The organism is Paraburkholderia fungorum, from assembly GCF_003610895.1.
GTDB classification, from domain to species: domain Bacteria; phylum Pseudomonadota; class Gammaproteobacteria; order Burkholderiales; family Burkholderiaceae; genus Paraburkholderia; species Paraburkholderia fungorum_B.
The window spans coordinates 102852-126582 of sequence record NZ_MCAS01000056.1 but is presented as its reverse complement, the minus strand read 5'-3'; the positions used below and the strand labels follow the sequence as shown (position 1 = coordinate 126582).

General features: G+C 61.3%; 16 protein-coding genes. 10 read left to right on the top strand and 6 right to left on the bottom strand.

All coding sequences use genetic code 11. From position 1 onward, the window contains the following. Positions 1-7: 7 nt before the first annotated feature. The 3 genes from nirD to BCY88_RS34520 all read left to right on the top strand — a co-directional run bounded on the left by nirD (position 8) and on the right by BCY88_RS34520 (position 6184). Positions 8-361, top strand: a complete 354-nt coding sequence (gene nirD / locus BCY88_RS34530) for a nitrite reductase small subunit NirD (protein WP_120348576.1) — start codon at positions 8-10, stop codon at positions 359-361. Positions 362-404: 43 nt separating this feature from the next. Next, complete coding sequence (locus BCY88_RS34525; RefSeq protein WP_120348575.1) at positions 405-4613, top strand: bifunctional nitrate reductase/sulfite reductase flavoprotein subunit alpha; 4209 nt, start codon at positions 405-407, stop codon at positions 4611-4613. A gap of 203 nt (positions 4614-4816) precedes the next feature. Then, complete coding sequence (locus BCY88_RS34520; protein WP_120348574.1) at positions 4817-6184, top strand: MFS transporter; 1368 nt, start codon at positions 4817-4819, stop codon at positions 6182-6184. Between the two features lie 58 nt (positions 6185-6242). On the opposite strand, the gene BCY88_RS34515 is transcribed toward BCY88_RS34520, so the two are convergent. Continuing rightward, on the bottom strand, positions 6243-7175 hold the full coding sequence (locus BCY88_RS34515; RefSeq protein WP_120348573.1) for a LysR family transcriptional regulator: 933 nt from the start codon (positions 7173-7175) through the stop codon (positions 6243-6245). 123 nt (positions 7176-7298) lie between these two features. On the opposite strand from BCY88_RS34515, the gene BCY88_RS34510 reads away from it, so the two are divergent. The 3 genes from BCY88_RS34510 to BCY88_RS34500 all read left to right on the top strand — a co-directional run bounded on the left by BCY88_RS34510 (position 7299) and on the right by BCY88_RS34500 (position 9295). Further along, the gene (locus BCY88_RS34510) at positions 7299-8327 is read left to right on the top strand and encodes a zinc-dependent alcohol dehydrogenase family protein (protein ID WP_120348572.1); all 1029 of its coding nucleotides are present in this window, start codon (positions 7299-7301) and stop codon (positions 8325-8327) included. A gap of 91 nt (positions 8328-8418) precedes the next feature. Beyond that, positions 8419-8904, top strand: coding sequence for an SRPBCC family protein (locus tag BCY88_RS34505; RefSeq protein WP_120348571.1), 486 nt, complete (start codon positions 8419-8421; stop codon positions 8902-8904). 73 nt (positions 8905-8977) lie between these two features. After that, positions 8978-9295 (top strand): ArsR/SmtB family transcription factor, encoded by a 318-nt coding sequence (locus BCY88_RS34500; protein ID WP_259461609.1) that lies wholly within the window; start codon positions 8978-8980, stop codon positions 9293-9295. Here BCY88_RS34500 and BCY88_RS34495 read toward each other — a convergent pair. Beyond that, the gene (locus tag BCY88_RS34495; protein ID WP_120348569.1) at positions 9292-10449 is read right to left on the bottom strand and encodes a porin; all 1158 of its coding nucleotides are present in this window, start codon (positions 10447-10449) and stop codon (positions 9292-9294) included. The genes BCY88_RS34500 and BCY88_RS34495 overlap by 4 nt on opposite strands. A 319-nt stretch (positions 10450-10768) precedes the next feature. Here BCY88_RS34495 and aldA point away from each other — a divergent pair, with 319 nt between their 5' ends. The 4 genes from aldA to BCY88_RS34475 all read left to right on the top strand — a co-directional run bounded on the left by aldA (position 10769) and on the right by BCY88_RS34475 (position 16627). Then, positions 10769-12193: an aldehyde dehydrogenase gene (aldA, locus tag BCY88_RS34490; protein ID WP_120348568.1), complete on the top strand. Its 1425-nt coding sequence runs from the start codon at positions 10769-10771 to the stop codon at positions 12191-12193. Positions 12194-12356: 163 nt separating this feature from the next. Next, the gene (locus BCY88_RS34485) at positions 12357-13676 is read left to right on the top strand and encodes an MFS transporter (protein WP_120348567.1); all 1320 of its coding nucleotides are present in this window, start codon (positions 12357-12359) and stop codon (positions 13674-13676) included. Continuing rightward, positions 13677-14894 (top strand): mandelate racemase/muconate lactonizing enzyme family protein, encoded by a 1218-nt coding sequence (locus BCY88_RS34480; protein ID WP_120348566.1) that lies wholly within the window; start codon positions 13677-13679, stop codon positions 14892-14894. Positions 14895-14956: 62 nt separating this feature from the next. Further along, entirely contained in the window at positions 14957-16627 is a 1671-nt protein-coding gene (locus tag BCY88_RS34475) for a GMC family oxidoreductase (protein WP_120348565.1), read from the top strand. Here BCY88_RS34475 and BCY88_RS34470 read toward each other — a convergent pair. From BCY88_RS34470 to BCY88_RS34455, 4 genes are all read right to left on the bottom strand, one after another. Continuing rightward, complete coding sequence (locus tag BCY88_RS34470; protein ID WP_120348564.1) at positions 16619-17545, bottom strand: LysR substrate-binding domain-containing protein; 927 nt, start codon at positions 17543-17545, stop codon at positions 16619-16621. The two genes, BCY88_RS34475 and BCY88_RS34470, sit on opposite strands and share 9 nt — an antisense overlap. Before the next feature lie 1130 nt (positions 17546-18675). After that, positions 18676-20154 carry a phenylacetaldehyde dehydrogenase StyD gene (gene styD / locus BCY88_RS34465; RefSeq protein ID WP_120348721.1) on the bottom strand — a complete coding sequence of 493 codons (1479 nt, stop codon included), beginning with the start codon at positions 20152-20154 and terminating at the stop codon, positions 18676-18678. 103 nt (positions 20155-20257) lie between these two features. After that, entirely contained in the window at positions 20258-21325 is a 1068-nt protein-coding gene (locus tag BCY88_RS40015) for a hypothetical protein (RefSeq protein ID WP_183081525.1), read from the bottom strand. A gap of 226 nt (positions 21326-21551) precedes the next feature. Next, the gene (locus tag BCY88_RS34455) at positions 21552-23537 is read right to left on the bottom strand and encodes a primary-amine oxidase (RefSeq protein WP_120348563.1); all 1986 of its coding nucleotides are present in this window, start codon (positions 23535-23537) and stop codon (positions 21552-21554) included. Positions 23538-23731 lie beyond the last annotated feature (194 nt).

Genomic DNA, 23731 nt, shown 5'->3' with positions numbered 1-23731 from the left:
CTGCGCCATGAACCTTGACCGTCTTCCGCTTGCCTGGACACCGATTTGCCCGATTGACGACATTGTTCCCAACACGGGCGTGTGCGCGCTCGTCAATGGCGAACAGGTGGCGGTATTCCATGTTGACAACGGCGACGAAGACACCGTCGTGTACGCGATCGAAAACTACGATCCGGGCTCGCAAGCGGCCGTGCTCTCGCGCGGGCTGATCGGCAACCTCGGCGAGCGCCTCGTGGTCGCCTCGCCGATCTACAAGCATCACTTCGATCTGCGCACCGGCGAGTGCCTCGAAACACCGGCCTATTCCGTCAGCGCGTTCGCGGCGCGGGTGGAAAGCGGGCAGGTGTGGGTCGCGATGTGAGCTGCTGATTTCCTCGCCAACCCTCTCGACGATGCCTCCTGCCATGTCTTCCCGTAACGTAAAAACGGTGTGCCCCTACTGCGGTGTCGGCTGCGGAATGGTGCTGCACGTCGAGGACGGGCAGGTGGTGAAAATCGCCGGCGACAAGGAGCATCCGGCTAACTTCGGACGGCTCTGCACGAAAGGCCAGTCGGCGCACGTCGCGTTGCGCAAGTCCGGGCGCCTGGAAGGCGCATTCGTGCGGCATGCCCGCGGCCAGGATCCGACGCCGCTGCCGATGGCGCAGGCGATCAGCGACACGGCTGCGCGTCTGCGCGGCCTGCTCGACGCCCACGGACCGGACGCGCTGTCGTTCTATGTGTCCGGGCAGATGTCGATCGAGGCGCAGTATCTCGTCAACAAGCTCGCCAAGGGTTTTGTCGGGACCAACAACATCGAATCGAATTCGCGTCTGTGCATGGCGAGCGCGGGCAGTGGTTATAAGCTCTCGCTGGGTGCGGACGGGCCGCCGGGATCCTACGAAGACATCGATCACGCCGACCTGTTCTTCGTGATCGGCGCGAATATGGCCGACTGTCATCCGATTCTGTTCCTGCGGATGATGGATCGCGTGAAGGCCGGCGCGAAACTGATCGTGGTCGATCCGCGCCGCAATACGACCGCGGAAAAGGCCGATCTGTTTCTGCCGATCAAACCGGGCACCGATCTGGCCTTGCTCAACGGCCTGCTGCATCTGCTGCATGAAAACGGCCATACGGACGCGGTTTTCATCGCTGAGACCACCCAGGGCTGGGACACGATGCCCGCTTTCCTCGCGGACTACACGCCCGAAAAAGTCGCGGAGATCACGGGGCTCGCCGTCGAGGACATCCGTCAGGCCGCGAGCATGATTGGCGCCGCGCCCGAGTGGATGAGCTGCTGGACCATGGGCCTCAATCAGAGCACGCACGGCACATGGCACACCAACGCGATTTGCAATCTGCATCTGGCGACAGGCAAGATTTGCCGCCGTGGCAGCGGGCCGTTCTCGCTGACCGGTCAGCCCAATGCAATGGGCGGCCGTGAAATGGGCTACATGGGGCCCGGTTTGCCGGGCCAGCGTTCGGTGCTGGTCGAAGAAGACCGCGTTTTTATCGAAGACCTGTGGGGCATTCCAAAGGGCACGTTGAAAACGGCGCTCGGCAACGGCACGATCGATATGTTCAGCCGCATGGCCGCGGGCGGGATCAAGGCGTGCTGGATCATCTGCACGAACCCGGTGGCGAGCGTCGCGAACCGTCAGAACGTTATCGCCGGATTGCGCGCCGCCGAGCTCGTGATTTCGCAGGACGCGTTCCTCGATACCGAGACCAACCGTTACGCCGATGTGCTCTTGCCCGGTGCGCTATGGGCCGAGGCCGAAGGCGTGATGATCAACTCCGAGCGCAATCTGACGCTGATGCAAAAGGGTATCGAGCCGCCTGGCGCCGCGTTGCCGGACTGGCAGATCATTGCGCGCGTTGCGTGTGAAATGGGGTTTGCCGATGCGTTTACCTACGGCAGCGCCGAAGAAGTTTTCGCGGAAATCACGCGCATGTCGAATCCGAAAACCGGCTACGACCTGCGCGGCGCAAGCCATGGCCGGCTGAAGGACACACCGCTGCAATGGCCGCTTGCTTCCGGCGATGGCGCCGAGCGCAACCCCATTCGCTATCTGAACGACGGCGTTAGCCAGGCACTGAAGGAAAGGCCCGACGGCAGCCGCCCGCGGCTCGTGTTCCCAACCGCGAACGGCAAGGCCGTGTTCTTCGCCCGTGCCTTCGCCGCCCCGGCCGAGCTGCCGGATCGGGAATTTCCGATCGTGCTGAATACGGGCCGCCTGCAGCATCAATGGCACACCATGACCAAGACCGGCAAGGTCGCGATGCTCAACAAGCTCAATCCGGGCCCGTTCGTCGAGATTCATCCGGAAGACGCGGCCACGCTCGGTATCAAGGCCAGAGATCCGGTCGAGATCCGGTCACGGCGTGGGCGGGCCGTGCTGCCCGCCGTCGTCACCGAACGCGTGCAGGCAGGGAACTGCTTTGCGCCAATGCACTGGAACGACGTCTTTGGCGACGACCTGTGTATCAACGCCGTCACCAGCGATGCAATCGATGCGATCTCGCAGCAACCCGAACTCAAGTTCTGCGCGGTCGCGTTGAGCCCCGTTGCCGCTAATGCCATCGAGCCGGTTTCGAACGAGGATGACGAGACGCTCACCGACGTGCTTGCCGCCGGAGTCGACGCAGCGACAGCAAGCGCTATACAGGCGGACACCGAGGAACTGGACATGCCCCGCATCAATGCACTGACTAGCCTGTTGCAGCTTCCACCCACACCCGCGCCCTCGCTCACGGAAGCCGAGCGGACCTATCTGGCTGGTTTCGTCAATGGCCTGCGTTCGGTTGAGGCACAGGGTTTCGACAGCGTGCCGGTTCTCCCGCCTGGCGCACCGGTTGATGCAGCGAACCGCTTGTATGTGGACGGTTTGCTGGCCGGACTTTATAGCCGCGGCGGCACCCATGCGGCCGTGCCGGCAGGCGCGCTTGCCGCTCCGCATGCCGACGCGGCGCATACATCCGGCGTGCGTATCTTGCGTGTGCGCCCCAAAGTGACCTTGCTGTGGGCCTCGCAAACCGGCAACACGGAATCGCTGACCGAACGTTATGCCACGCGTCTGATGGAGTCCGGCTTCGAAATCCGCACATCGTGCATGGCGGATTATCAGGTTTCGGCGCTTGCGAAAGCGCAATACGTGCTGCTGATGTCGAGCACCTTCGGCGACGGCGATCCGCCCGATAACGCGCAAAGTTTCTGGTCACATCTGGCCAGCGACGCAGCACCCCGTCTCGAAGGCCTGCGCTACGCGGTGCTCGCGCTGGGAGACCGCAACTACGATCAGTTTTGTGGCCACGGCCGCCGTCTGGATGAACGTTTCTCCGCGCAAGGCGCGCTGCGTCTGATGGATCGCGTTGACTGCGACAGCGAGTATCAGGAACAGGCCGACGCATGGCTCGAAAGCATCATCGTGCGCATCAAGGAAGAAGATGCGGCGTTGCATGCGGTGCCGCCGGGCGGCATGATCAACGCCGTGGTGCCTGGTGCCGTGCCGACCAAGACCCGGCCGGCTGCATCGCGGCTCGTCAGGAATCTGCAATTGAACAAGCAGGGCGCCGCGAAGGACACGCGTTACTTCTCGTTGAGCACGGGCGACTCGGGTCTCGAATACGAAGCCGGCGATGCGCTGGGCGTATGGCCGAGCAATTGCCCTGAACTGGTCGACGAGCTGATCAACCTGAGCGGTTTGAGCGCCGAGGCGAGGGTCAACGTCAACGTGTCCGGCGCGGGTGAAATGCACCTCGCCGACGCGCTTGCCAGGCACTACGAAATCGCGCGCCCCAGCCCCGAAGCGCTTGCGTTCATCGCCGCGCGCAGCAGCAACGGCGCACTGCGCGATCTGCTTTGCGCTGAGCGCAAAGCCGACCTCAAGCAATGGCTGTGGGGCCAACAGCTCGCCGACGTACTCCACGAATTTCCCGTCAAGCTGACGGCCGTCGAATTGACCGGCATGCTCAAGCGCCTGCAACCGCGTCTGTATTCGATTGCATCGAGCCCGAAGGCGCATCCCGGCGAAGTGCATCTGACGGTTGCGGCGATTCGATACAACAATGGCCGCCGCCACCGCAAGGGCGTCTCGTCGACCTTCCTTGCCGACCGTGCGGGCGACGTCAATGTGCCGGTATTCGTGCAGAAATCCGCACACTTTCGGCCTCCTCATGTTTCCGGCACGTCGATCATCATGGTCGGTCCAGGCACCGGCGTTGCACCGTTTCGCGGTTTCTTGCACGAACGCCGTGCACGCGGTGACAAAGGGCGCAACTGGCTGTTCTTCGGCGAGCAACACGCGGCCACCGATTTCTACTATCGCGACGAACTTGAAGCAATGCGGGACAGTGGTTTTCTGACCCGGCTCGATGTTGCTTTCTCGCGCGATCAGACCGAGAAAATCTATGTGCAGGACCGCATGCGCGAGCAGGGTGCGCAACTGTGGGCATGGCTCGAAGAAGGTGCACATTTCTACGTTTGCGGCGACGCGAACCGGATGGCAAAAGACGTCGACGCGACGCTCAAGCATGTGGTCGCTCAGCACGGCGGCATGAGCGAAGAAAAAGCCAGCGAATATGTGAGCCATTTAGCGCAGGAAAAGCGCTACGTACGTGATGTTTACTGATTTTCAACGTGACAGGCGAAGTCTCGGTGTCGTCATTGAAGAGATTCGTAGTACAGCTTCATAAAAACAATCCGGATGGCATGAAGGTTGCATGTTTAAACCGGAATTCAACGTCATGACCACGCCGGTGCGTAGTGCACGAGCGCAATGATCCAGCGCGCTGAACCAGGTTAGAAAACAATCAGTCTATTTGAGGATGCCTAATGAAAAACGTGATGAGCTCATTAAAGAGTGGAGATTGGCGCGCGCTGGTGGCCTGTTTTCTCTACTTCGACACCGGCTTCACTGTCTGGGTGCTATACGGGCCGCTCGCGCCGTTCATCAGCAAGAGCGTCGCAATGACGCCTGCGCAACAGGGTCTGCTGGTCGCCGTGCCGGTACTGTCGGCGGCAATCCTGCGTGTGACGCTCGGCAACCTCTATCAATCGGCACATGGAAAACGCATCGCGCTGATGGGGGTGCTGCTGTCGGCGGTGCCGACCATCGTGCTGCCGTTGTTGCCTTTCGTGCCGTCGTACACCTTGCTGCTGGTGCTCGGCGTGTTCCTCGGCGTGGGGGGCGCGAGTTTCGCGGTAGCGTTGCCGATGGCCGGCAGCAACTATCCGCCGAAGGTGCAGGGTCTGGTGTTGGGCCTTGCCGCCGCCGGCAACATCGGCGCAGTGCTCGACGGCTTCCTGTTTCCGCAACTGGCGGCCCACTACGGGTGGCAAATGGCGACTGCCGGTGCGCTGCCTTTGCTCGCCATCGCTGCGATCACGCTGTACTTCTGGGCCAACGATGCCGGCATCAAATCGGGTAGCGTGTTGCGCGCATTCGGCAGCTTCTCGGTCACGCTCGTCGGTTTGATCGTGCTTGTGCTGCTGGTCGAAGCGGGGATGTTCGGGTCGGGCAAGACCGGTGTGCTGCTGTTGCCGGTAGTCGGTGCGCTGCTGGCGATTGCCGTGCTGCCCAAAAAATATCGCGCGGTGCTGGCCGAGCGCGATACGTGGGTGATCATGCTGGTGTACAGCATCACGTTCGGCGGGTTTGTCGGCATGTCGTCGTATGTTTCGCTGCTGCTCACCAACCTGTATCAGTTGTCGAAGATCGACGCGGGTCTGTTCATGGCGCTGCTGGCTGCAACCGGCGCGATCGTGCGGCCGTTGGGCGGTCTGATTGCCGATAAGGTGTCCGGCGTGCGCGCCTTGACCATCCTGCTCGCGATCATTTCGCTGTGCGATTTTGTCTTCGCTGCGGCGATGCCGACCATGGTGGGCGGCATTGCGCTGCTGCTGTGCCTGTATGTGGCCTTCGGTCTGGGTAACGGCGCGACCTTCCAGTTGGTGCCGCATCGTTGGGCGGGCCGCACCGGGCTGATGTCGGGTATCGTCGGCGCCGCGGGCGGCATTGGTGGCTTCTATCTGCCGGTGGTAATGGGCATCGCCAAGGAAAGCACGGGCAGCTATCAGATGGGCTTCGCGACCTTCGGCGCGCTGGCGGCTTGCGCGTTTCTCGCGATCGTCGCACTGCGCCGTCCGTGGATGGCCTGGTCCATGCACACCAGCGTGATTCACGCGCACGCAACGGAGTAATGCGACAGGGCGCCCGCATCGCCACGCAGGGTGGCGTGGCGATGCATTCGGTCTGAGGCTAGGCCGCGGCTACTTCCGTTGCGCCCGCGGCGAGAATGCCGGGCAGCCGTGCCGCGAGTTCATCGATCGCGACCCGCATCCTCGACGGCAGATGGCGTGTCTGCTGCCAGGCCAGATGAAGCTCGATGCGCGGTCCAGGCAACTCGGGCAGCACCTTGACCAGCGCGCCGCTATCGAGCGCGTCGGCGATCAGCCAGCACGGCACACGTGCGATACCCGCACCGGCGATAGTGGCCGCGAGAATGGTCTCGAGGTCGTCCAGACGCAGCCGATGCCGGGCCACCACGCTCTGCCATGCGCCGTTTTCATCCGGCAGCGGCCACGCCGCTTCTTGCCGACCGGTTACATAGAAGATGCCTTGATGGGTGGCGAGGTCGGCCACCGTGCGAGGCGTGCCGTGCCTGGCGAGGTATGCGGGCGCCGCGCATAGCGCCATGACCTGTTCGCCAAGCCTGCGTGCCACCAATCCCGCCGGCGCGCCGCGTAGGTGTCCGCTTCGCACGACCAGATCGATCCCTTCTTCGACCAGATCGGTAACCCGGTCGGTGAAACTGACCTGCAACTCCAGTTGCGGATAGCGCTGTGCCAACTCCAGCAGAATCGGTGCAACACAGCGCCGCCCGAACAACACGGGCACGCTCACGTGCAAGCGCCCCTGTGGATCGTGGCGGCCTGCGTGCAGCGTGGCTTCACCGGCCTCGAGTTCGGCCAGCGCGCGTACGCAGCGCTCGTAGAACGCATGGCCGTCCTCGGTCAGGCTCTGGCTGCGCGTGGTGCGATGAAAGAGCCGTGTGCCGAGCTGATCCTCCAGACGCGCGATGGTTTTGCCGACCGCCGAGCGTGACAGGTGCATGCGCTCGGCGGCGAGCGCAAAGCTGCCGGCTTCCGCCGCGTTCACGAAGGCGGCGATGCCGCTCAGACGGTCTCTCATTGAAGGTTCCTCCTGCTGACGCGCCATGGCGATTGGCGAATAAAACGCTACAGAATAGCGAAAATTCTCCGCCACTGTAGCGCGTTTCGAAACCGTAGACTTTTTGCCATCAGCAACGAGCAAATGGAAGCCGACATGCAGACGATGGGCAAATGGGTTTTTCGGGAAGCGGGCGTGCAACATCTGAAACTGGAAGAAACGGCGGTGCCAACGCCCGGCGCGGGGGAAATCGTCGTGCGTGTGGCGGCGGTTGCGTTGAACTACCGCGATCTGGGCTTCATTAACGGCGGTCAATCGGGCACGGCGTTGACGCTGCCGGCTACACCGGGTTCTGATCTATCCGGCGTCGTGGTGGCGACGGGCGCGGGTGTGACGCGGTTCAGCGAAGGCGATGACGTGCTCGGCACGTTCTGGGCGGGGTGGATCGATGGCGAATGTCCGCCTGAGGCACGTGTGCTCGGCGGCTCTTTGCCGGGTGTGCTCGCGCAGTACGTCATCCTGAATGAAGCCTGGGCCGTACGCGCGCCGCGCACGCTGAATGCGATCGAAGCCAGCACGCTGCCATGCGCGGGGCTGACCGCGTGGTTCGCGCTGGTCGAGAAGGGCGCTGTGCACGCCGGGCAAACGGTGCTGATGCAAGGCACCGGCGGCGTCGCGCTGTTCGGTGTGCAACTCGCCCGCGCCCACGGCGCGCAGGTTATCGTGACCTCGAGCAGCGCCGCCAAGCTGCGCCGCGTGCGCGAACTCGGTGCGACCCATGGTATCGACCGCACCGTGACGCCCGATTGGGATCGTGTCGCGCGCGAGCTGACCGGCGAGCGTGGCGTCGATCACGTGTTCGAACTGGCGGGCGGCGATAACCTTGGCGCCTCGTTGCGTGCACTGCGTCAGGGCGGCCGCATTTCGCTGATCGGTACGCTCGACGGCTACAACATGTCGCTGCCGAGTATTCCGTCGTTCATCGGCCGGCCGACGATCCAGGGCATCGGCGTTGGACATCGGCGCGCGTTCGACGATCTGGTGCACGCGGTCGATACGCTCGGTCTCAAGCCGGTTGTCGACACGGTCTACGCATTCGACGAATTGCCGGCGGCGCTGGCGCATCTCGAACAGGGTGCGTTCGGTAAGGTGGTGGTCGGAGTCGGTGCCTGAGGCGGGGGTGTTTGCCGCAGGCGTAAAAATATGCAGGCAAATACTTGCATGTTGTGAATGGCGAATCTAATATGCAGTCAGGAGGCTGCATATGAACATTCCATCTGACGCATCGAAAACCGTATCCACTGATCGCATCGAAAAACAGATTCTGCTTAAGGCGCCGCGCTCGCGCGTGTGGCGCGCGGTGTCCAACGCCGAGGAGTTCGGCAAATGGTTTTGCGTGGATTTCGGCGGCAAGCGTTTTGTGGCCGGTCAGTCCATTCAGGGCAACATCACCTATCCGGGTTATGAGCATCTCGTGATGGACGTGTTGATGGAGCGGATCGAACCGGAACATCATCTGTCGTTTCGCTGGCATCCGGCCGCAGTGGACGCGTCGGTCGATTACTCGCCGGAGCCCACCACGCTGGTCGCATTCGAGCTGAGCGAGCTCGATTCAGGCACGTTGTTGCGTGTGATCGAATCGGGTTTTGACCGGATTCCCGCCGCACGCCGCGCGGAAGCGTTCCGTATGAATAGCGGCGGCTGGGAAGAGCAGATGGTCAACATCGAAAAGTATGTCGCCAAGGCCTAAGTTGTCCAACAAGTTTCCCAGCAAGCTGCCCAGCGCCGGACCGGGAGCCGGTCATGCTCGTGTGAAAACCGCCATGCTGCGAAGCCCCGCGCAGATTTTTGCGGCGCTCGGCGACGAAACGCGCTTGCGTCTGATTGCCGTGTTGTGCGCGGGCAGTGCGATGTCGATCGCACAGCTGACCGCCGGAACGGAAATGACGCGGCAGTCGGTCACGCAGCATTTGCAGGTACTGGCCAACGCGGGTCTGGTGCGCGACGTCAAGGCGGGCCGTGAACGCTTATGGGCGTTCGAGCCGGCACACCTGGACGAAGCGCGGCGCGCACTCGAAGCGATTTCGCAGCAGTGGGATCAGGCCTTGCTGAGATTGAAGGCGGCGGTGGAGGAGCCTTAGAACTTGTGGCGCAACGCGACCCGCACGGCGAGCTGATTGCCCGTCGACGAGGGTGCCTGCACGCCCGGAATGAACGCGTTGTCGAGAATCGAGTTCGTCGAGCTACCCGCGACCTTCTGGTATTCGCCCTGCACGTAAACGTCGGTGCGCTTCGTCAGGTTGTAATCCGCCATCAAACCAACCGAGTGAATTTTCGGCTTCACGCTGCCGCTCGACGCATCGTAGTTCTCCATCGTGTACACGTATTGCGCGCCGACAAAGAAGGCCGGCGTGAACTGGTATTTGCCGTTCACTTCGAAATTCTGGTACTTCAGCGTATTCAACTGGACGCCGGATGCCGCCAGCGGAATGCCGATATAGCCGTTGCCGGTCGGATCCTTGTAGTTTGCGTTGGTGTAGGCAAAACCCGCGGTCGCCGCGCCGAACGTGTAGTTGATGCCGGCGCCGAACACCCGCATGCGCCCGGCGATGAAGCTCGCGTCGTTCGCCGTGATCGCGCCGGTGGAGCCCGCGCCCGGGTTGTTTGCCTGCAGGTACGCAGCGGCAATCAGCAGCCCGCCGTTCGCATACTGGCCGCCAAAGCTGTAGGCGCGGTTGTTCGCGAAGTTCGTGTCGTTGCTGAAGCTGTACACGCCGCCGAACTGGAAACCCCCGATCTCCGGGCTCGCGTACTTCACGCTGTTGCCGAGACGGAACGAGTTGTCCGTATTGTCGTTGTCGTACGGATGAGCAAACAGGTAGCCGGCCCAGTTGCCGTTGGCCGTGGTCTGCGCGAGGTAGTCAACCACCGAGTCGTACTGGCGTCCCAGCGTGACCGTCCCGAACGGGTTATCGCTCAAGCCCACATAAGCCTGGCGGCCGAACATGCGGCCGCCCTGGCCGAGCCGTCCCGAGCTCACGTCGAAGCCGTTTTCCAGCTGGAACACCGCCTTCATGCCGCCGCCCAGATCTTCTGAACCCTTCAGCCCCCAGCGGCTGCCCTGCGCGTAGCCGCTCGCCATTTCCCAGACCGCGCCGCGCCCGGCGTTGTTGGTGTAGTCGATGCCTTCGTCGAGCACGCCGTACAGGGTCACGCTGCTCTGTGCGAAGGCCGCTGGGGCCGCCAGTGAGGCGAGCGCGGTGAAAGCGGTGGTGGCGATGACATTCTTTTTCATTGTGAGCTCCAGACGTTGGTAATGAGCGGCCACGGTGGTTCAAACCGGAGTTCGAAGGAGTTCAAAAGGCGGTTCAAACCGCGATTCGCCCGGCTTCAAAGGCCGCTGCTTTTTGGCAAAGCCCGGATTCTGCTATTCGAGACGCGAATCGCGTATGAGGCACATCCCTGGATAAACGTGATTTTTTCGAATGTTTGTCCCGCAAATTATTCGCTTGTGGTGCGTCAGACAGCGGACAAAAATTCCGTCCATGCACCTTTGGCATGAAGGCGATAGCCGAAGGCAATGCGGCAACGCACCAGTTTTTTCAGGAGACGACATGCGACTCGATCGGAATTTTGCTAACGGCCGCTTTATCGACGCGGCAAGCGACGAGCTCATCGCCGTCACCAACCCGGCCACCGGCGCCGTGATTGCCCACGTCACGGGCGCCACGCGGGCCGAGACCATTGCCGCGGTCGACGCGGCAGCCGCCGCGCAAAAGGGCTGGCGCAAGCTGCCTTCGGCCGGGCGCGCGGTCTATCTGCACAAGCTCGCCGACGCGCTTACCGAATGCGCGCCGGCCATCGGCGCGGCGCTCGCGCTGGAATCGGGCAAGAGCGTCGCGGACGCCACCAATGAGGCGATTTACGCCGGTCAGATCACCCGCTACCACGCCGAGTGGGCGCGCCGCATCGAAGGCGAGGTGATTCCGAGCGACACGCCCGACGAAAACCTCGTGCTGCATCGCGAACCGATCGGCGTGGTGGCCTGCCTGATCCCGTTCAACTACCCGGTCTATACGTTCATGCGCAAGGTGGCGCCCGCGCTGATCGCCGGCAACACCGTGGTGGTGCGCCCGAGCAACAACACGCCGAGTTCCGCCTTCGAGATTGCGAAGGCAGTTGAGAAGGCCGGATTGCCGGCCGGCGTCGTGAACATTCTCGCAATGAATCACGCAACGGCCGAGGCGCTCTGCACCCATCCCAAGGTCGGCATGATCACGCTCACCGGCAGCGTCGGCGCCGGTCGCAAGGTGCTTGAATACTGCAAGGCGAACATCGCCAAGCCGTCGCTCGAACTGGGCGGCAAGACGCCCGCGATCATCGAGGCGGATGCCGATCTCGAGAAGGCCGCGCGCGATCTGGTCGCGTCCAAAACCACGCATTGCGGGCAGCTTTGCACGGCGATCGAGCGCGTCTACGTGCAGGAAAGCGTGCATGACCGTTTCGTCGCGCTGCTGAAGAAGCACATGAGTGCGGTGGAATGCGGCGATCGCAGCGAACAGGCTTCGCTGATGGGGCCGCTCGTCAACGACGCGTCGCGTCAGTCGATTCACGGCATGGTCGAGCGCGCGGTTGCGGCAGGCGCCACGCTGGAAACCGGCGGCCGCCTGCCGCAAGGCACGGGCTTCTTCTATCCGGCCACGTTGCTGTCGAACTGCCGGCAGGACATGGAAATCATCCAGGAAGAAACCTTCGGTCCGATCATGCCGGTCGTCAAATACCGCACGCTCGACGAAGCACTGGAGATGGCCAACGACCATCAGTTTGGTTTGTCATCGGTGCTTTATACCGAGAACTACCGCAGTGCAATGAAGATCGCCAACGGCATCGAGGCAGGCGAGTTGTACGTGAACCGCACACCGGCCGATCCGTATCAAGGTTTCCACGCCGGCTGGAAACGTTCGGGTCTCGGCGGCGACGACGGCAAGCACGGCATGCTGGAATTCACGCAAACCCGTCTCGTGGTCATGAAGTACTGAAGCATGTATTGACGCAGCTATTGACGCAACAACGGCGCGTGCCGCGCGATTCAAAGCCGGTGGCACGCGTTGCCTTGAAACCCACAGAAACGCAGCGAACCGCTGCACCCATAAAAAATATTTGGAGACCCGGCCCGGCGCTGTGTCTCTCAGGAGCGCTAACGTGTCATCTCAACCCGTTCAAACTGCTGCCTCGCTCGCATCGAGCGAAGAAGCCGCACTGAAAAGCAATAAGGCTCAACGCTATATCCAGCTTATGTTGCTGGTGGTGGCCGCCGGCGCGATCTACCCGATTCTGTATCTTCGGCAGGTCTATCAGCCGACCATGCTCGAAGTGTTTCACATTACCGATAGTCAGCTTGGCTATCTGTATTCGTCGCTCGGCACGATCTTTCTGCTGAGCTATCTGCCGAGCGGCTGGCTCGCCGACCGCATCGCCCCACGCCTGCTGATCTGTTTTTCGCTGATCGCAACCGGATTGCTCGGCCTGTGGTACTCGAGCGCGCCGTCGTTCCATGTGCTGATGCTGATCTTCGGCGGCTGGGGGCTGTCGACCGGCTTGACCTTCTGGGCCGCCGTCATCAAGCGTGTGACGATGATCGCCGGCTCGCACGAGCAGGGCCGCTTTTTCGGTTTGCTCGATGGCGGACGCGGCCTGATCGAAGCCATGCTGGCGACCATTGCGATCACGCTGTTCGCCTGGCTCACGCAGGGCAGGGGCGAGCCGGTGACGGCGGGCTTCAGGCTGGTCGTCTACATGTACGCCTTTTTGTGCATCGCGCTCGGTGTGGTGCTCGCGCTCGTCAAAGACCCGCAAGGCACAAAGGACGCCGCCGCCAACCGCGCCACGAAGAAACGCAGCAACGTGCTGATCGATCTGAAAACGCTCGCATCGATCCCCGAGTTGTGGCTGGTCGCGGCCATTGTGTTCTGCGGCTATCAGGTGTTCTGGGCCACCTACAGCTTCTCCGCGTATCTGCATGAAGGCGAGATCGGTTTGACCGTGGTGATGGCCGGCACGATCACGACACTCAAGCTCTGGATGCGGCCGATTGGCGGCATCGGCGGCGGGTTTCTCGGCGACCGTTACTCGAAGGTCTCAGTGTTGGTGATCGCGCTGTTCCTCGCCGCGCTGTCGTTGCTGGGCCTGATGGCGGCGCCGCGTATCTCGAGCCATGTGGTGCTGGTGTTCCTCGTGCTGTTCATCGGCATTCTGACGTACGCGATTCGCGGTCTTTACTGGTCGCTGCTGGACCGCTGCAATATCCCGCTCGAAACGATGGGCCTCGCCATCGGCCTGATCTCCGTGCTCGGCTATTCGCCCGACGTGTTCCTGCCGTTGATCAACGGCTATCTGACACAGAACTTCCCGGGTGTCTTCGGTTACCAGCTTTACTTCGGCTACGTGGCCGCGATGGCGGCGCTTGGCGGCTTTGCCGGGCTCGCGCTGAGAAACATGCTTAAAAGGAAAGGGGTTGCGTAAATGAAAGTCGTCTCGCTCGAAACGCATATCGTCGCCGTACCGCCGCCGCACGTGGGCGGCATGTACTGGATTTTCGTCAAGCTCAAGACCGACTGCGGCATTGAAGGCGTCGGCGAAATCTATTCGGCGACCTTCCACCCGAAAGCGATGACCCACATCATCGACGATGTCTTCGGCCGCTATCTGCTCGACCACGATCCGCACCATATCGAGCGGCTCTGGCGCGAAGCGTATTCGAGCGGTTTCACGCAACGTCCCGATCTGACGATGATGGGCGTGGTGAGCGGCTTGGAAATGGCGTGCTGGGACATCATCGGCAAGGCGGCGAACAAGCCGGTGTACGAACTGCTGGGTGGCATGGTGAACCCCCGTCTGCGTTCATACACGTACCTGTATCCGAAGAACAGCAAAGGCGAGTACGACTACGACGATCCGGATCTTGCCGCCGAATGCGCCGTTGAAAACGTGAAGCGTGGTTTTACCGCGGTGAAGTTCGATCCGGCTGGGCCGTACACGGCCTACTCGGGCCACCAGCTGTCGATGGAAGTGCTCGACCGTTGCGAAACGTTCTGCCGCCGCGTGCGCGAAGCAGTCGGCAGCAAGGCCGATCTGCTGTTCGGCACGCATGGGCAGATGGTGCCGTCATCGGCCATCCGGCTCGCCAAACGGCTCGAGAAATACGATCCGCTGTGGTTCGAAGAGCCGGTGCCGCCGGGACAGGAAGGCGCGATGGCGCAAGTCGCGCAGCACACGAGTATTCCGATTGCCGCGGGCGAGCGCCTGACCACCAAGTATGAATTCTTCAAGCTGCTCGAAGCGGGCGCGGCGTCGATCCTGCAACTGAATGTGGCGCGGGTGGGCGGTCTGCTCGAAGCGAAGAAAGTCGCGGCGATCGCAGAGGTGTATTACGCGCAGATCGCGCCGCATCTGTACAACGGGCCGATCGGCGCCGCAGCCAGCATTCAGCTTGCCGCCTGCACGCCGAACTTCCTCATTCAGGAAAGCATCGGCACGTGGGACGGTTTCCATGCCGAGGTGCTGAAGAAGCCGATTCAATGGGAAGACGGTTACATCATTCCTTCGCAGGAACCGGGACTCGGCGTGGAGTTGAACATGGACGTGGTCCGGCAGCACACGCCGTACACCGGCGAGCGTCTGCATCTGCAAATGGCGGCTCGTCCCGCCGACGTGAAAGATCTCGCGCCGGCCAAGGGCTGAACCTCCCGGATTCACCCGTTTTACGCATTCAATGGATTGGACGCCGTCTGGCGACATAGAGCATGAACTACGATTACATCATCGTCGGCGCGGGTTCGGCGGGCTGCATTCTCGCCAATCGCCTTTCGGCGTCGGGCCAACATTCAGTCCTGCTGCTCGAAGCGGGCGGCAAGGATAGCTCGTTCTGGTTCAAGATCCCGGTGGGTTTCACCAAGACGTACTACAACGAAACCTATAACTGGATGTACTACAGCGAGCCCGAAAAGGAGCTCGACAACCGGCCGATCTATTGCCCGCGCGGCAAAGTGCAGGGCGGCTCCGGCTCGATCAACGCGATGATCTATGTGCGGGGCCAGCCGCACGACTTCGACGACTGGGCCGCGGCGGGCAACCCGGGCTGGGCGTTTCACGACGTGCTGCCGTATTTCCGCAAGCTCGAATCGCATCCGCTCGGCAACACCGAGTATCACGGCGCGGACGGCCCGATCCGGATCTCCCCGATGAAGGACGCGGTCCATCCAATCTGTCACGTGTTCCTGAAAGGCTGTGACCAGGCCGGCTATAAGCGCAGCGACGACTTCAACGGCGCGCGATTCGAAGGCGCGGGTATCTACGACGTGAGTACACGTAACGGGCAGCGTTCGTCCAGCAGCTTCGAGTATCTGCATCCCGTGCTGACGCGCAAGAACCTGACGATCGAACGTAACACTCTGGCGAACCGCGTGCTATTCGACGGCAAGCAGCGGGCAATCGGCGTGAGCGTCACGCAGAACGGCGTGACGCGGCAATTCATGGCGAATCGTGAGGTGATCCTGTCGGCAGGCGCGGTCGATTCGCCCAAGCTGCTGCAACTCTCGGGCGTAGGCGACAGTGCATTGCTGGCAAAGCATCGCATCGCGATGGTCAAGGAACTGCCCGCTGTAGGACAGAATCTGCAGGATCATCTGTGCGTGAGCTTCTACTATCGCGCGAACGTGAAGACGCTGAACGACGAATTGCGGCCCTTGCTCGGCAAGCTCAAGCTCGGCCTGCAGTATCTGCTGACGCGCAAGGGACCGCTCGCGATGAGCGTGAATCAGTCGGGTGGGTTCTTCAAGGGCAACGATCAGGAAGCACAGCCGAATCTGCAGTTGTACTTCAATCCGCTGTCGTACCGGATTCCAAAGAGCAATAAGGCGAGCCTGGAACCCGAACCTTATTCGGGCTTTCTGCTGGCATTCAACCCGTGCCGGCCGACGAGCCGCGGATCGATCGAGATCGCGTCGAACCGTGCGGAAGACGCCGCGAAAATCCGCATCAACGCGCTGACCACGGAGAAGGACATCGACGAGGCGATTCAGGGGTGCGAACTGGTGCGCAAGGTGATGGCATCGCCGGCATTGAAAGAGATCACCGTCGAGGAGATTTCACCGGGCCCGCAGGTGAACACACGCGAGGGTTTCCTGCAGTATTTCCGTGAGCAATCGGGTTCGATCTACCACCTGTGCGGCTCGTGCGCGATGGGCGACGATCCCCATACCTCGGTGGTCGATGCACGTTTGCGGGTGCACGGCGTTGCCGGCCTGCGCGTGGTCGATGCCTCGATCTTCCCGAACATCACGTCGGGCAATATCAATGCACCGGTCATGATGGTGGCGGAGAAGGGCGCCGAGATGATTCTCATGGACGCGGCTGTCGAAGCCGCTTTTGAACCTGAGGCGAAGGAGCTGGCTGAATCGGTATTCTCAGCCTAACGGCGCCGACTCCGACGAATCGAGTGCGCGTTCGGTCAACCAGATCTCCTGCTGCAGCCAGTCGCGGAATAGCGCGACGTGCGGCAGCTCGTCCTGTTCCGCGCGCGTGACGAGCCAGTACGACTGATGCCCGTCGACGTGCACGTTCAGCACCTGCACGAGTTGGCCTTCCGCGAGTTCACGGCCGATCATATGACGATCGGCGATCGTCACGCCGAGGCCGTCGACGGCCGCACGGATCGCGTGATCGAGCAGATCGAATTCGTAGCCACCGCGGGTGTCGACGTTGTCGATGCCGGCGGCTTTTAACCAGTGTTGCCAGGTCAGATAGCGCTGATCCGCGCTTGCGAGCACATGCAACAGCGTGAACTGGTTCAGATCGATTCCCGCGCGACCGACCTGCCGTGCCAGCAAAGCGGGCGAGCAGACGGCGATATGCCGTTCGTTCATCAGCAGACGGTTGTCGAAGCCTTCCCACTCGCCGTTGCCGAAGCGGATGGCGCAGTCGAGCACGCCCGATTCGGCGAGATTGTCGTCGATACGGGTTGAGAGACTGAGTTCCAGATGCGGGTGCGCGTCGCGCAGACGTCCGAGACGCGGCATCAGCCAGCGGCTTGTGAAGGTGGGAGGCGCGTTGATACGCAGGCGGTTGCGGTGGGTTTTCTCTTGCAGGCTGCGGACGGTGAGTTCGATCCGGTCGAATGATTGTTGCAGCGCTTGCAGGAGGATGCGGCCGGCGGCCGAGAGTTCCAGGTGATGATGGTGACGCTGAAGCAGGGTTTCGCCGAGTTGGGCTTCGAGTTGCCGGACTTGCCGGCTGACCGCGCTTTGAGTCACGTTAAGCAGTTCCGCTGCGCGGGTGAAGCTGCCCGTGCGGCCAGCGACTTCGAAGGCTTTTAGCGCGTTTAGCGCGGGCATTTTGCGTTTCAAGATCGGGGCCGGTGTGGTGCGCCCGGGGGCGCGGGTGGTGTATTTTACTGTGTTGCACACGGGGTGTTGGGGTTTCGTTGTTCTGGCTTCTTTGGCCTTTTCCTCATCTGGTTGCCTGCGCGGCGCTTTGGTTGTGGTTTTATGGTGTTGGTATTTTCTTGTTCTGACGTCTTTAGCTTTTCCTTGTTTTCCTTGTGGTCTGTTCTGTCTGTGCGGCTGCGGCGTTGGCCTTTCCTTGATTTGTTATTGGTTTATTAGCGTTGCCCCTGTGCGGGGCGGCACTTACTTTCTTTGCCGCCGCAAAGAAAGATAAGCAAAGAAAGCGGCTCACACCGCCAGCTCTTAAGCGGGTCCCCCGCACAGCCACGGTAGTGGTGCATCTGGAATCTGTGTTCTCGCACATTCCGCGTTAGCGACACAGCGCTCATTCGCTCCCACTCCGCACTGCGTGCGTCGAGGATGGGTCTGCCAGGGAAACCAGCGGTTTCGCTTCGCGCAGCGGGAGCCATCGGCTTCGCCTCGGCGAGATGCTTTCGCTCTTATTGGCGAACCCCACCTCAAATGAAATGTCGATGCCTTGCATTTGTTGCGCGGCCGCAGTTGTGGTCGCTGCGGCGATGCAGCGACGAATTGAGGAACTGAACAACTGTGGGAGCGAACGCTTGAAATGTCGCGCGCTGTATTCACTGCACGGTCGCAACTGTGCGCGCGGCGGCGATGCAACGACGAGCGCGGGAACTGAGCAAACCGCGGGGACGAAAACATAGCAGATGGTTTTGTGAATGACGCGTCGGCGCGCGCAGCGCCGCCGGAAGTATGACGCCTTTGTCACTAGCGCTGAATGTGCGGGAGCACCGATTCCAGATGCACCACTACCGTGGCTGTGCGGGGGCCCCGCTTATGAGCTGGCGGTGTAAGCCGCTTTCTTTGCTTATCTTTCTTTGCGGCGGCAAAGAAAGTAAGTGCCGCCCCGCACAGGGGCAACACTAATAAACCAATAGCAAATCAAGGAAAGGCCAACACCATAAAACCACAACCAAAACAGACCACTAACACAGCAAGAAAAGTCCAACATCATAAAACCACAACCAACCCGCCGAACAGGCAAAAAACCCCAATCAATAAGCAATACAAACCGACTTACTCTCAGTATAAGAATCAACAATAGCCTTCCCATGTTCCCGCCCGATCCCGGACGCCTTAAACCCGCCAAACGGCATCGCCGGATCAACCATATTGTGCGTATTGACCCAAACCGTCCCAGCTTCGATCCCATCGACGAGTCGTAGCGCCTTGTCCAGCTGATTCGTCCACACACTCGCACCAAGACCGTACTCCGACGCGTTGGCCTGCGCCAGCACCTCATCGATATCGTCATAAGGCATCGCCACCAGCACAGGTCCGAACACCTCCTCCCTGACAACGGAAAGCGGCTTGCACGCGCGATTGGCAATCACCGTCGGCCGGACAAAGAAGCCATCCGCGTCAACAGCGGCATCACGCGACAGAATCTCGCCGCCTTCCTGTTTGCCTTGCGCAATCATGCCCATGACCTTGTCGCGGTGCCGCGCGGAAACCATCGGGCCCATCTGCGTTGCCGCATCGAAACCGGAACCCAAGGCAATACCGTCGGCCACCGCTGCAATGCCCTGGACGACTTCGTCGTAAATCGATCGTGCAACGTACAGGCGAGAACCGGCGGTACAAACCTGTCCGTGGTTGAAGAAAATCGCGCCTGCCGCGCCTTCAATTGCTTTCTTCGGGTCGCAATCGTCCAGCACGATCACGGGGCTCTTGCCGCCCAGCTCCAGCGATGCCCGTTTCAGATCCTCAGCACACTGACGGCCAATGATGCGGCCCACTTCGGTCGATCCGGTGAAAGTGACTTTGTTCACCAACGGATGCCTGACCAGCGCCGCACCGGCGGTTTCACCGCGGCCAGTGACGACGTTCAATACGCCCGGCGGGAAGCCGGCTTCGTGGGCCAGTTCGGCGAGGCGGATTGCTGTTAAAGGGGTTTCTTCGGCGGGTTTGAGCACGACCGTGCAGCCGCATGCGAGTGCCGGGGCGATTTTCCAGACCGCCATCAGCAGCGGGAAATTCCACGGGACGATTGCGGCGACTACGCCCGCCGGGACGCGTTTGGTCGACGCGTTGTAACGGGTGCCGGGTGGGAAGGGGATCGAGAGGTCGAAAGTGGTGCCCTCGATTTTGGTGGCCCAGCCGGCCATGTAACGCAGCCATTGCACGCTGCCTGAGACTTCCAGCATCTTTGAGAATGCGATGAGTTTTCCCTGGTTCAGGGTTTCTAGCGTGGCTAGTTCGTCCGTATGCTTTTCTACCAGGTCGGCCAGTTTTAGTAGCAGGTGCTCGCGGGTGGCTGGCGGCATTCTGCGCCAGGCGTCGGATTCGAATGCCGATTTTGAGGTTTTGACCGCGTGGTCGATGTCGGTTTCCGAGGCGTCCGGGAGTTGGGTTAGTTCTTCTCCGGTTGCCGGGTTGTAGATGGGGAAGGTTTTGCCTGCGGCGCCTGAAGTTTTTTCGCCGTTGATGAACATAGTGGTGGGGAGGTGGGGGGCGGTTTGTTTGTTGGACATTTTTGGGGTGTCTCCGGTGATGGTGGTGGTGTTTGGTTTGCTGGCTTTTTTTGGGAGCTGGTTGCTTGTCGGGTTGGCCTTTCCTTGAATTGTTATTGGTCTATTAGTGTTGCCCCTGTGCGGGGCGGCACTTACTTTCTTTGCCGCCGCAAAGAAAGATAAGCAAAGAAAGCGGCTCACACCGCCAGCTCATAAGCGGGTCCCCCGCGCAGCCACGGTAGTGGTGCATCTGGAATCTGTGTTCTCGCACACTCCGCCCCGGTGACAAGGCAGTCATACTTCCCGACTCGCACCTCGTGCGCGTCGGAACGGTTTGCACAGCGGTGGGGTCGGTTGTGCGATGGCGCGGTTGTCTTCTTGCGAACCATTTGCCTGCTAAGGTGCCGGCGCATGTCACGTTTGCTATCGCGCCTAGTACATACAACGTCGTGAATCCGGCGCCGAAAAAGTAGGGCGTCGTCGATAACGTCGCACCCAATGCCATCCCGATGTGGTGTGCCGCGCCAGGGCAGCTCGCACTCATCGCGCTGTGCGATTTGCCACGCAGTTTCGTCAGCGCCGGGATCGTCAGGCAGTCGAGAATCACAAATATCTTTGCCGCAAACAAGGCCGCCGTCGGGCTGTCTGAGGCTGCAAGCCCCGCAATCGATGTCGCACGTAGCACGTAAAGCACAACCAGCATCCGGCTGTTTTTGTCGGATCGGTCCGCCATGAATGCCAGTGCGCAAACAGCACCCAGCGAAAGCACAATCTGCCAGATCGGCTGTGCGCCACCCACGCCGCAAATCGCATACAGCTGGAAGCGTGCAAGAAGGCCGCTCGATAAGCCCGCAAACAATGCGAGCAGCACCATCGCCCCAGTCGCATGGAGGGCTTCGTTTGGCCGGTCTGTGCTTTGATTCGTGTAGCGATTTCGATCGAAATCCTCAGGTGGCGAGTCCGGTGCGCTGACAAGATGCCATCGGTAAAACAGCAATGCGCCACCCACCACCAACAACAACCCTGCTATTGCGATGTCATGCTCTAAACCACCCACATATGCTGGCGCCGAGCTCATTGCCGTCATCGCGGTCATCAGTGTCGCCGTCGTCGCAAGCGTGCTGCGCGATCGGGCCACACGTGATATCAGCAGCGGCACAATTGTCATCGTTGCTAACGCCAGCGCGCTCATCCATAGCGCGTCGGCTCGTGTGCTGAGACCGGTTCGCGCAATCAGCGTCGAAGCTCCGCTCACAAGCAGCACACAGGCAACGCTACGCACGCCAGTTATCAGCCAGCGTGTTGCGCCGCCCTCGTTTGTGACCGGTTGCCGTGACACGCTGCGCGCGATCGCGGGGCGCGCGTGTATCGCGCCGCCCGCGCGCGCGGCAGCAGGCGTTGCGCCGCGCGGTGTCGGGTCAGCGCTTGCAGCAGCCATGATCCGGGGACTTGCCGTCTTCAACGCTGTTCTGATCACGCTCGGACGGTAAATCCATCGTCGGGTTGGCAGAGAAGAAGTTGTTCGGCTTCAGCATGAACCCGGCGTATTCCACCGGCATCACCGGGAAGTCCTCGGGTTTGCAGACATGCGTGTGACCGAAGCTGTGCCACAAGACAATGTCCTCATTCTCGATGCTGCGGTTCGCCTCGATGTAGCGGGGCAAACCGTCACCGCCCGCGTGTTGGTTCGGATAGTCGCCGCTCGCGTAGCGCTCGGCCGGATCGAACGGTGTCACCCACACGTGACGGGTCGCAAAACCGCCGCGTTGACGGACCTTGGAGCGCGCGTCGGCCAGCATCAGCGGGGAATCGTTCACGATCAGCTTGTAGCCGGGATTCGCACCGACCGCGTTCTTCACGTTCGGGTTGGTCACCTTCCAGTAACGTCCGGTGCTGCCGTTCGCGACGCGCGCGGCTTCGCTCTCGGTTCTGAACACGCGCTTCGTGGTGTCGAAAACATTGCCGTACGGATTCGTTTCACCCATCGGGCGCGGCACGAATTCGTGTTCGGTTACGGTGTTGCGCTCGCCGTCCACCATCATGTGCATCCGCGCGTTGAAAAAGTGCTGATGGGTCGGGCCACCAAGGTTTTCGGTAATCATGCCTCCCCATGGATACGTATCGCCGTCGGCCACCGCGGAGGTTTGCACGATACCGGTCAGCTTGCATTCGAGCTGGATCGTGCCGTCCTGATACAGGTACCAGTAGAAACCGTAGTCATAGTTGCCAACCGTCGCGAAGAAGGAGATCACGAGGCGACGCGAACGGCGCATTTCGAAGACGCCGGTACGAAACTCATAGTGTTTCCACAAGGTGCCGTAATCTTCTTCGTGCATGCACACGGCGTTCTTCATCAGGAACGCATTGCCGAAATCGTCAGCAGACGGGATGTCGAAATAGCGGATCGTGCCGAGGCAATCGCAACCGAGTTCAAGCTGGTTCGCAAGTTTCCCGAGGCCGTATTCGCCGGCATCGAAGGCGCTTTTCCAGTAGTGGTTCGTGCTCGGATCGGAGTAGGGCACGCACATTTCCGTCACGCTCGCACGGTAGATGATCGGCCGCGCGCTCTTGCCGTCGTCCCATGACAGCTGATGCAGCACCAGCCCCTCGCGCGGCGTGAACCCGACCCGGAAGTTCCAGTTCTGCCAGCTCACATGCCAGCCGTCGATCGTAAAGCTCGGGCCCTCGGGTTGGCTGATCGACAACGGCTTGAGCGTGCTGCGCGCCTCGCCGAGGCTCGGTGTGTCGTAGTTGTGTTTCGCGCGCGGGATCGGAATGATGCGGCCGTCGTCCACCAGTTCGATCACTCGCTTCTCGAGCAGATCGACCACCGCCACCACGCCTTCGATCGGGTGCGCGTAACCGTTATCGGTCACGCTCTCGCGGTAGTAACTCACGCAGCGCACGAGGCGCCGGCCGTTCTCGTTCTCGCGGTCGAAGCAGCCGGCGGAAAACGGATCGACCTGGACGCGCTCCAGATCCTGCTCGGTCAGGCCGCGCTTCAATACCGCCGCGCGCCAGGCGGCGTCGTTCTTGACGATCTGCTCGGCGTTCATGAAGTCTTCGATCATGATCGGCGGCTGGCCGTAAGGCGCCCGGTCACACGGCAGCGCGTTGCGCGAGGCGATTCTCTTTTCTCTCAGGTCCACGTTGTATTCGATCGTCGTGCCGTTCGTGCGGTCGATTGCCAGCACGAAAGCCGTGCGCGAAAAGTACTCGCCGGTCTTGAATGCAATCACTTCGGCCTTGGGCGGCTCGCGCAATTCGACCATCGGAAAGCGCACCTGCGCGTCGAGTTTTTCGGCGGCCTTCACGAGATCGCAGGCAAGCTGCATCTCGTCCGGACTCAGCGGATCGAGTGGATGAACGGGTGCATGAGCGGCTTTCGTGGCATTCGTGTTCATAAGGTTCCCGTAAGGAGTGTGCTGAACCGGACCGCGGTCCCGCGCAGAAGAGCCGAGCGCGGCAAACGCTGAGTCGATGGCAAATCGTAGGAACCCAATATTATTTTCGCGCTTGCTTATCGCGCCAAATGAACGATAAAGTGCGCCAGGTGCAATGACACGGCAGCACACCAGCGAAGACTTGAGAGGAGACG

Excerpts from the sequence above, each read along its gene's own strand:
- nirD (WP_120348576.1), top strand. The coding sequence starts at position 8 with ATGAACCTTGACCGTCTTCCGCTTGCCTGGACACCGATTTGCCCGATT.
- BCY88_RS34525 (WP_120348575.1), top strand. The coding sequence starts at position 405 with ATGTCTTCCCGTAACGTAAAAACGGTGTGCCCCTACTGCGGTGTCGGC.
- BCY88_RS34520 (WP_120348574.1), top strand. The coding sequence starts at position 4,817 with ATGAAAAACGTGATGAGCTCATTAAAGAGTGGAGATTGGCGCGCGCTG.
- BCY88_RS34515 (WP_120348573.1), bottom strand. The coding sequence starts at position 7,175 with ATGAGAGACCGTCTGAGCGGCATCGCCGCCTTCGTGAACGCGGCGGAA.
- BCY88_RS34510 (WP_120348572.1), top strand. The coding sequence starts at position 7,299 with ATGGAAGCCGACATGCAGACGATGGGCAAATGGGTTTTTCGGGAAGCG.
- BCY88_RS34505 (WP_120348571.1), top strand. The coding sequence starts at position 8,419 with ATGAACATTCCATCTGACGCATCGAAAACCGTATCCACTGATCGCATC.
- BCY88_RS34500 (WP_259461609.1), top strand. The coding sequence starts at position 8,978 with ATGCTGCGAAGCCCCGCGCAGATTTTTGCGGCGCTCGGCGACGAAACG.
- BCY88_RS34495 (WP_120348569.1), bottom strand. The coding sequence starts at position 10,449 with ATGAAAAAGAATGTCATCGCCACCACCGCTTTCACCGCGCTCGCCTCA.
- aldA (WP_120348568.1), top strand. The coding sequence starts at position 10,769 with ATGCGACTCGATCGGAATTTTGCTAACGGCCGCTTTATCGACGCGGCA.
- BCY88_RS34480 (WP_120348566.1), top strand. The coding sequence starts at position 13,677 with ATGAAAGTCGTCTCGCTCGAAACGCATATCGTCGCCGTACCGCCGCCG.
- BCY88_RS34475 (WP_120348565.1), top strand. The coding sequence starts at position 14,957 with ATGAACTACGATTACATCATCGTCGGCGCGGGTTCGGCGGGCTGCATT.
- BCY88_RS34470 (WP_120348564.1), bottom strand. The coding sequence starts at position 17,545 with ATGCCCGCGCTAAACGCGCTAAAAGCCTTCGAAGTCGCTGGCCGCACG.
- styD (WP_120348721.1), bottom strand. The coding sequence starts at position 20,154 with ATGTCCAACAAACAAACCGCCCCCCACCTCCCCACCACTATGTTCATC.
- BCY88_RS40015 (WP_183081525.1), bottom strand. The coding sequence starts at position 21,325 with ATGAGCGCGCTGGCGTTAGCAACGATGACAATTGTGCCGCTGCTGATA.
- BCY88_RS34455 (WP_120348563.1), bottom strand. The coding sequence starts at position 23,537 with ATGAACACGAATGCCACGAAAGCCGCTCATGCACCCGTTCATCCACTC.